Source organism: Streptomyces sp. NPDC017993, assembly GCF_044328065.1.
In the GTDB taxonomy this organism is placed as follows: Bacteria; Actinomycetota; Actinomycetes; order Streptomycetales; family Streptomycetaceae; genus Streptomyces.
The window spans coordinates 1-9,542 of record NZ_JBIRGO010000050.1; the positions used below are offsets into that span (position 1 = coordinate 1).

Genomic DNA, 9,542 nt, shown 5'->3' on the forward strand with positions numbered 1-9,542 from the left:
ATCGTGCGTCGAGGAGGGCGAGTTCATTGCGCTCTCGCGGAAGGGCCGGGGTGAGGAGGAGTCGGCCGTAGCGGCATTGGGCCGGATGCACGTCGCGGGGGTTGAGGTCGATTGGCGGGCGTTTTTCGAGGGGCGTGGTGCGCGTCGGGTGGATCTGCCGACGTATGCCTTCCAACGCGACCGCTACTGGTTCGAGACCCCGTCCGTCCCCGATGCGCCCGTGGCCGCACCACACGATAGGTCCGTCGACGCCGGTTTCTGGGACGCGGTGGAGCGCCAGGACCTCGCGGCGCTGGCCGCGATGCTCGAAGTCGACCCCGCCACACCACTGAGCGGCATGGTGCCCCTGTTGTCCTCATGGCACCGCAAGCAGAACGACCACGCCGTCACGGAAGCCTGGCGGTACCGGATCGCCTGGCATCCGGTGGCCGGCGAGCCGCGAGGCTCGCTGTCCGGCACCTGGCTGGTGGCGGTTCCGGCCGCAGCATCCGGCAGCGAGGCGCAGGCCGCCGTGCTGCGGGGGCTACAGGAGCGCGGAGCACGCGCGATAGCCGTCGAGCTGCCCGAGGACGATCGCGATGCGGTTGCCGCACGACTGCGGTCGGCGGCCGCCGGGGAGATGCCGGAGGGTGTGCTGTCCCTGCTCGCCCTCGCCGATGATCCCCACCCCCGCTATCCGGTGCTGTCGTACGGTCTGGCACTGAACCTTGCGCTGGTGCAGGCGCTGGGGGACATGGAGGTCAACTGCCCCCTGTGGCTCGCGACCCGAGGTGGCGTCTCGGTGAGCCCGACCGATCCCGTCGACCGTCCCGAGCAGGCAGCTGTCTGGGGCCTGGGCCGTGTGGTCGGTCTGGAGCATCCCGAGCGCTGGGGCGGCCTGGTCGATCTGCCGAGCGTGGTCGACGAGCGCGCCGCCGCGCGGCTGGCCGGGGTGCTCGCCGCCGCGGGCGACGAGGACCAACTCGCGGTGCGTGCCGCGGGACTCTTCGTACGGCGGTTGGTGCACGCTCCGCTGGGGGCGTTGCCCGATCAGGAGAAGTGGCAGCCGAACGGCACCGTTCTCATCACCGGCGGTACCGGCGGCCTGGGAGCTCAGGTGGCCCGCTGGCTGGCCCGCACCGGGGCGGAACACCTGGTTCTCACCAGCCGGCGCGGTGCCACGGCGCCGGGTGCCGCGGACCTGGCGGCCGAGCTGACGTGTCTTGGCGCCCGGGTGACGGTCGCCGCGTGCGATGTCGGCGACCGTGAGGCGCTGGCGGGGTTGCTGGACGGCTTCGCGGCCGACGGTTCACCGGTGCGTGCGGTGTTCCACGCCGCCGGGGTGGTCGATTTCCGGCAGGTCGCCGACAGCAGCCCGGCCGATTTCGCGGCCATGGCCGAGGGCAAGGTCTCCGGTGCCGTTCATCTCGACCAGCTGCTCGACCAAGCCCATGTCGACGCATTCGTGCTCTTCTCGTCCGTCGCGGCGGCCTGGGGGAGCGGCGGCCAGGGCGCGTACGCGGCGGCCAACTCCTTCCTGGACGCGCTCGCCGAGAAGCGCCGGGCCCGTGGCCTGGCGGCGACATCGGTGGCCTGGGGCCCCTGGGCGGACAAGGGCATGATCGAGGGCGAGGGTGTGGAGGAGCATCTGAGCCGCAGGGGTCTGCCTCCGATGGCACCGGACCTGAGTGTCGCGGCCCTGCACGGCGCGCTGGCCCGCCAGGAGACGACGCTGATTCTCGCGGATGTCCGCTGGGATCGGTTCCATCCCGCTTTCACCGCTGCCCGCCGTAGCCCCCTGGTCGACGAACTGCCGGAGGTACAGCGGGTGCGGGAGGGATCCCGAGAGCCCGAGAACACCGTGCAGCAGAGCATCGGCAGCGCGAAGGACGGTCTTGCCGCACTGCCGGAGGCCGAACGGGAGCGGATGCTGACGGATCTGGTGCGTACGCACACCGCAGCCGTCCTGGGCCACTCCACACCGGCTGCGATAGCCGACGACCGGGCCTTCAAGGAGCTCGGCTTCGACTCGCTCACGGCGGTGGAGCTGCGCAACCGGCTGAACGCCGCCACCGGACTGCCGCTGCCCGCCACGCTGATCTTCGACTGTCCCTCGCCGGCGTCGCTCGCCCGGTTCCTTCTGACCGAGCTGTTCCCGGAACAGCCGGCGACGGCCGCGTCGGTCTTCGAGGAACTGGACCGGTGGGAGAAGGCCCTGGGGGAGATCACGGCGGTCACCGGCGTACGCGAGCGGCTCGCCACCCGCCTGCAGGACCTGGCGGCTCTGCTGGGCAGTACGCCGCAGAGCGGCGGGGCCTCGGTCGAGGAGCAGTTGATGACGGCCTCCGCCGACGAAGTCTTCCACCTGATCGACAACGAGTTCGGGGCGTCCTGATGGCCAACGAGCAAGAAGCCAAGCTTCTCGGCTACCTCAAGCGGGTCACCGCTGATCTGCATCGTGCCCGGCAGCGCCTCCAGGAGGTGGAGGACAAAGAGCGGGAGCCGATCGCCATCGTGGGCATGGGCTGTCGCTTCCCCGGCGGGGTGCGCTCGCCCGAGGACCTGTGGGAACTGGTCGCCGACGGCCGGGACGCGGTCTCCGCATTCCCCACCGACCGAGGCTGGGACCTGGAAGGGCTCTACGACCCGGACCCAAGCACATCCGGCACCTGCTACACCCGGCAGGGCGGATTCCTCTACGAGGCCGGGCAGTTCGATCCGGCATTCTTCGGGATCTCGCCACGTGAGGCACTGGCCATGGACCCTCAGCAGCGGCTGCTGCTGGAGGTCTCTTGGGAGGCCGTCGAACGTGCAGGGATCGACCCGCTGTCGCTGAAGGGGGAGCGGGCCGGCGTCTTCGTCGGCGCGACCTCGTTCCAGTACGGAGGGGACCCGGTCCTGGCGGCCCGGAACGTCGAGGGCCACCTCCTGATCGGCAACGTCACCAGCGTGGCCTCCGGCCGTATCGCGTACACCCTCGGCCTGGAGGGTCCCGCCGTCACGCTCGACACCGCGTGCTCGTCGTCGCTGGTGACCCTGCACCTCGCGGCCGAGTCACTGCGGCGGGGGGAGAGTTCGCTCGCGCTGGCCGGCGGAGCCGCGATCATGGCGAGTCCGGGCGTCTTCGTCGAGTTCAGCCGCCAGCGGGGCCTGGCTCCCGACGGCCGTTGCAAGCCCTTCGCCGCTGCCGCCGACGGCACCGGCTGGGGCGAGGGTGCGGGCATGGTGCTGCTGGAGCGACTGTCCGACGCGCGCCGCAACGGACATCCGGTGCTCGCCGTCGTGCGGGCCAGTGCGATCAACCAGGACGGAGCGAGCAACGGCCTCAGCGCACCCAACGGTGCCGCCCAGCAGCGCGTCATCGAGCAGGCACTGGCCGCCGCCGGGCTGACCCACGCCGACGTCGACCTGGTGGAGGCGCACGGCACCGGCACCCGGCTCGGCGACCCCATCGAGGCCCAGGCATTGCTGGCCACCTACGGCCGGGGGCGCCCGGCCGGTCAGCCGCTGCGGCTCGGTTCGCTGAAGTCCAACATCGGCCACACGCAGGCGGCCGCCGGCATCGGCGGAATCATCAAGACCGTTCTGTCGATCCGTCAGGGGCTGATGCCCCGGACCCTCCACGTCGACGAGCCCTCGCACGATGTGGACTGGTCCGCCGGATCGGTGTCGCTGCTCGGCGAAGCAACGCCGTGGCCGGACCGGGGGCGGCCCCGCCGGGGCGCGGTGTCGGCCTTCGGGGTGAGCGGCACCAATGCCCATGTGATCCTCGAACAGGCGACGGACGGGGAACCGGAGCCGGCAGCCGGGGGAGCGGAGCCGGCCACGTCGGTGCTCTCCGGCGCCGCCGGCGCGATGCCTCCGGGGCCGCTGCCGTGGCCCTTGGCCGGCCGTACCGAGGCAGCGTTGCGGGCCCGCGCCGTAGAGCTGCGGCAACACCTGGACCGGTACCCCGAGGCCGACCCGGCCGACATCGGACCGGCACTGGCCCGTACGCGGTCCGCGTTCGAGCACCGTGCGGTGGTCGTCGGCCGGACCCGGGAGGACTTCCTGGCGGGCCTCGACGCGCTCGCCGCCGGATGCTCGGCCGCAGGACTGGCCGAGGGCGTCACGGTCAACACCACCAGGCCGGTCTTCCTCTTCCCCGGCCAGGGATCACAGTGGGCCGGCATGGCAGGCGAACTGAGCGCCACCTCACCCGTGTTCGCCCGGTCGATGGCCGACTGCGGTCGGGCCCTGGCACCGTTCACGGACTGGTCGCTGGCGGAGGTGGTACGGGGCGCTCCGGGCGCGCCCTCGATGGAGCGGGTGGACGTGGTGCAGCCGCTGCTGTTCGCGGTGATGGTGTCGCTTGCGGCCCTGTGGCGCTCGTACGGTGTGGAGCCCGCTGCCGTGGCGGGCCACTCCCAGGGCGAGATCGCGGCAGCGTGTGTGGCGGGCGCCCTGACCCTGGAGGACGCGGCCCGTGTGGTGGCGCTGCGCAGCCAGGCGCTGCGGGCTCTGTCGGGACGCGGCGGAATGATGTCGGTCTCGCTGCCGCAGGACGAACTCACCGGACGCATGGCGCCATGGGGCGAGCGCCTGTCCCTCGCCGCCGTCAACGGACCCGGCTCCATGGTGGTCTCCGGTGAACCCGAGGCGCTGCGCGAGCTGTTGGCGTCGTGCGAGTCCGACGGCGTCCGGGCGAGAACCATTCCCGTCGACTACGCCTCACACTCGCGGCAGGTGGAGCACATCCACGGACAGTTGCTGGAACTCCTCGCGCCGATCAGTCCCCGTCCGTCCGGCACCGCCTTCTACTCGACGGTCACCGGCGAACCGATCGACACCGCGGGCCTCGACGCGGAGTACTGGGCCCGCAACCTTCGGCAGACCGTCCAGCTGGAGCGGGCGACCCGCCGGATGCTGGACGCGGGCCACCGGGTGGTCATCGAGGTCAGCCCCCATCCCGTACTGACCTTCGCGGTGCAGGAGACCGCCGAGGCCGCCGGCACCGATGCCGTCGTGATCGGCTCGCTGCGCCGTGACGAGGGCGGCCTCGACCGACTGCTGCTGTCGCTGGCGCAGGCGTACGTCCGCGGTGTCGCGGTCGACTGGGCAGCGGTCTTCCCCGGACGCCGGACCCGTCCCGTCGACCTGCCCACCTACCCCTTCCAACGCCGCCGCTACTGGCTGGAGACCCCGGCCCCGAAGTCCGGCGGCGCGGACGACCCCGCGGAAGCCGCCTTCTGGGCAGCGGTGGACAGCGAGGACCTTCCCGCACTCGCGGCGACGTTGGGGATGGACACCGGGACCGGGACCACCAGCACGGTCCCGGAGACCGCAGGCTCCGCCACTGCCACCGCCCTGGAGAGGGCGCTTCCCGTGCTGTCCGCGTGGCGCCGACGCAAGGCGGACCGGTCGGCGTTGGACTCCTGGCGCTATCGGATCGGCTGGCGGCCACTCCCGGAGTCCGCCGTCGTGTCGCTCAGCGGCACCTGGCTTGTCGCCGTACCGGCAGCAGGTGCCGCGGACCAGCGGGCGGCAGCCGTTCTCACCGGCCTCACCGCACTCGGCGCGGACATCCTCCCCGTCGAGGTCGCCGCCGGTACGGACCGAACCGGCCTCGCAGAGCGGATCGGCGGGATGCTGAAGGACCCCGCCGGACCGCCACCAGCCGGCGTGCTGTCGCTGGTCGCCCTCGACGACGACCCGCAGACCGAAGATGCGCAGACCGAGGCCCCGGCCATGCCTGTGGGGCTCGCTCTCACCCTGACGCTGACCCAGGCACTGGGTGATGCCGGGATCGAGGCGCCGCTGTGGCTCGCGACCCGGGGAGCGGTGGCGACCTCCGACTCCGACCGGCTCGACAGTCCCGCCCAGGCCGCCCTCTGGGGGCTGGGCGCGGTGATCGGCCTGGAGTCGCCGCAGCGCTGGGGCGGTCTGGTGGATCTGCCGACGGTCCTCGACCACCGGGCGCTGACCCGGCTGACGGCTGTGCTGGCCGGGCAGACGGACGGAGACGACCGGCAGCCCGAGAACCAGCTCGCAGTGCGCAACGCAGGCGTGTTCGCCCGGCGTCTGTTGCGGAGCGCTGCCCGCCCGGCGGGAGACGCCTGGAAGCCGAGCGGCACCGTATTGATCACCGGTGGAACCGGTGGCGCAGGCTCCGAACTCGCCCGCAGACTGGCCCGGGAGGGCGCACAGCACCTGCTGCTGATCAGCCGCCGCGGCATCGCGGCACCAGGCGCCACCGAACTGGAGGCGGAACTCGCGGCGTCCGGCGCCCGGGTCACGGTCGCGGCCTGCGATGTCGCAGATCGCGCCGCGCTCGCACGGCTGCTGGACTCCCTGCCCGAGGACCTGCCGTTGACCGCCGTGGTGCACGCCGCGGGTGTACTCGACGACGGTGTCCTGGACTCCCTGACGGCCGAACAGGCCGGCCGGGCCTTGCGGCCCAAGGTGACCGGGGCGCACCACCTGCACGAGCTCACCAAGGGCCGCGACCTATCCGCCTTCGTTCTCTTCTCCTCCATGGCCGGCACCGTGGGCGCAGCCGGTCAGGGGAGCTACGCCGCGGCGAACGCCGTCCTGGACGCGCTCGCCCAGCAGCGTCACGCGGACGGCCTGGCCGCAACTTCGGTGGCCTGGAGCGCCCTCGCCGAGGGAGGCATGGTCGACGAGGCGATGGCGGAGCAGCTGCGTCGCCGCGGCGCGGCCCCGATGGCCGGCGACCGTGCCGGCGACGCCCTGCTCCAGGCGGTCTCCCGGGAAGAGCCGTTCCAGGTCGTCGCCGACCTCGAATGGGGCCGGTTTGCACCCGCGCTTGCCGGTGGACGACTGCTGCCTCTGCTGCGCGACCTCTCGGAGGCCCGCGAGGCCTTCGAATCCGAGAGCGGGCCGACGGGTGAGGGCTCCGGTGACTCCGCGGCCCTGTTGCGACGCCTCACCGGACTGGGCGACGCCGACCGGGAACGGGTCCTGCTCGACCTGGTCCGATCGTTGGCCGCCGTCGTGCTGGGCCACGCCCACTCCGCAGCTGTCGACGCCGACCGGGCCTTCAAGGAGCTGGGCTTCGACTCGCTCACCGCGGTGGAGCTGCGCAACCGCCTCGGCGCGGCTACCGGACTCAGGCTGCCGGTCACGCTGGTCTTCGACCATCCCACTGCCGCCGCGCTCGCCGCCCATCTCGACACCGAACTCCTTCCCGGCGGCGGCTCGCCCGCCACGCCCGTCCTCGCGGATCTGGACCGGGTCGAGGCGTCCCTGGTCGGGCTGGAACTCGACGAGGACGCCCGTGCCGCGGTCTCCGAGCGGCTGCAGTCCCTGTGGCGCACCTGGGCCGGCGACGCGGATCGGCAGAACACCGTCGACGACCTCGATGTGGCCACCGACGAGGAGATGTTCGACCTGCTCGACCAGGAACTCGACGACATCTCCTGAACCACCGCACACCGACCCACAGGCACAGTCACCGCCTTCCCTTCACGGTCTTCGAGGAGCTCACAAGTGATGGAGAACGAAGCGAAGCTTCGCGACTACCTCAAGCGGACCACCGCACATCTGCGCGTGGCACGTCAGCGCCTGGACGACATCCAGGAGCAGGAGCACGAGCCGATCGCCATCGTGGCGATGGGCTGCCGGTTCCCCGGTGGCGTGTCCACGCCCGAGGATCTGTGGGACCTCGTCGCCCAAGGGCGGGACGCCATCGGGCCGTTTCCGGACGACCGGGGCTGGGACCTGGACGCCCTCTACGACCCGGACCCCGACCGCAAGGGCAAGACGTACGTCCGTGAGGGCGGATTCCTGGACGACGTCGACCGGTTCGACGCTCCGTTCTTCGGCATCTCCCCGCGCGAGGCACTGTCCATGAACCCCCAGCAGCGCCTGCTGATGGAGGTCTCCTGGGAGACTCTGGAGCGCGCCGGCATCACTCCCGCCTCGCTGCGCGGCAGCCGCACGGGAATGTTCATCGGGGCCACGGACTTCGACTACGGCACCAATGTGACGGACCTTCCGGACGGGCTGGAAGGCCAGATGTCACTGGGCGCCTCGGGCGCCATTCTCTCCGGTCGGGTCTCGTACACCCTCGGGTTCGAGGGGCCGGCCCTCACGGTCGACACGGCGTGTTCGTCGTCGCTCGTGGCCCTGCACCTGGCCTGTCAGTCGTTGCGCAAGGGCGAGTCGTCGATGGCGCTGACCGGTGGGACGACGGTGATGGCCACCCCGACCGGGTTCGTCGAATACAGCCGACAGCGGGCCCTGTCCCCGACTGCCCGCTGCCGGGCTTTCTCCGCGACGGCGGACGGCACCGTCTGGGCAGAGGGTGTCGGTGTGCTGTTGCTGGAGCGGCTGTCGGAGGCGCGGCGCAACGGGCATCCGGTGCTGGCGGTGGTGCGGGGCAGCGCGATCAATCAGGACGGTGCGAGCAATGGCCTCACGGCGCCCAACGGTCGCGCGCAGCAGCGGGTGATCCGGGCGGCGTTGGCCGATGCGCGGCTGAAGCCGGAGCAGGTGGCGGTGGTGGAGGCGCACGGTACGGGTACGACGCTGGGTGATCCGATCGAGGCGGGGGCGCTGCTGGCGACCTACGGTCAGGGGCGCTCTGCCGAACGGCCGCTGTGGCTGGGGTCGTTGAAGTCCAACATCGGACACGCTGCGGCGGCCTCCGGTGTCGGTGGCGTCATGAAGATGGTGATGGCCATGCGTCACGGGGTGCTGCCGGCGACGCTGCATGCGGAGGAGCGGTCGGAGAAGGTCGACTGGGAGTCCGGTGCGGTGTCGTTGCTGACGGAGGCGCAGCAGTGGCCGACCGGCGAGGAGCCCCGCCGGGCGGGTGTGTCCTCCTTCGGCGCCAGCGGTACCAACGCCCACACGATCATCGAGGAGCCCCCGGCGGACGCGCGTACGGAAACGGCCCGCGACGCCGAGTCCCCGGGCGATTCCGTCCAGGGCGATTCCGTCCAGGGCCGCGAGACGGCTGACGGCCTCATCGGGCTCACCGACCCTGCTCCTGTGTTGGGTTCGGGGGTGGTGCCGTTGGTGGTGTCGGCGCGGAGTGCGGGGGCGTTGCGGGGTCAGGGTGAGCGGTTGGCGGGGTGTGTGGCTGCCGCTGCTGGTGCTGGTGGCGCTGGTGTGGGTGTGGGGGAGGTGGGTTTTTCGTTGGTGTCGTCGCGGTCGGTGTTTGAGCATCGGGCGGTGGTGTTGGCGGGGGATGGCGCGGGTGCGGTTGCGGGGTTGGGTGAGGTTGCGGGGGGCGTTTCGGGTGAGGGTGTGCCGTCTGATGTGGCGTTTGGTGTGACGTCTGGTGTGGCGGGTCCGGTGGGTGGGCGGGTGTTTGTTTTTCCGGGGCAGGGGTCGCAGTGGGTGGGTATGGCGGTGGAGTTGTTGGATTCTTCGCCGGTTTTTGCTGAGCGGTTGTTTGCGTGTGAGCGGGCTTTGGCGCCGTTTGTGGATTGGTCTTTGGTGGGGGTGTTGCGGGGGAGTGTCGGGGCTCCTTCGTTGGAGCGGGTGGATGTGGTGCAGCCGGCGTTGTTTGCGGTGATGGTGTCGTTGGCTGCGGTGTGGGGTTCGGTGGGTGTGGT

3 protein-coding genes are annotated in these 9,542 nt (G+C 71.6%); all 3 read left to right on the top strand.

The window, feature by feature from the left end:
• A partial coding sequence (locus ACH4FH_RS38555; RefSeq protein ID WP_398560645.1) for an SDR family NAD(P)-dependent oxidoreductase occupies positions 1-2,374 on the top strand: 2,374 nt, incomplete at its 5' end.
• Positions 2,371-7,401: a type I polyketide synthase gene (locus ACH4FH_RS38560; protein WP_398560647.1), complete on the top strand. Its 5,031-nt coding sequence runs from the start codon at positions 2,371-2,373 to the stop codon at positions 7,399-7,401. The genes ACH4FH_RS38555 and ACH4FH_RS38560, both read left to right, overlap by 4 nt.
• 69 nt (positions 7,402-7,470) lie before the next feature.
• On the top strand, positions 7,471-9,542 hold a 2,072-nt coding region (locus tag ACH4FH_RS38565; RefSeq protein WP_398560646.1), incomplete at its 3' end, for a type I polyketide synthase.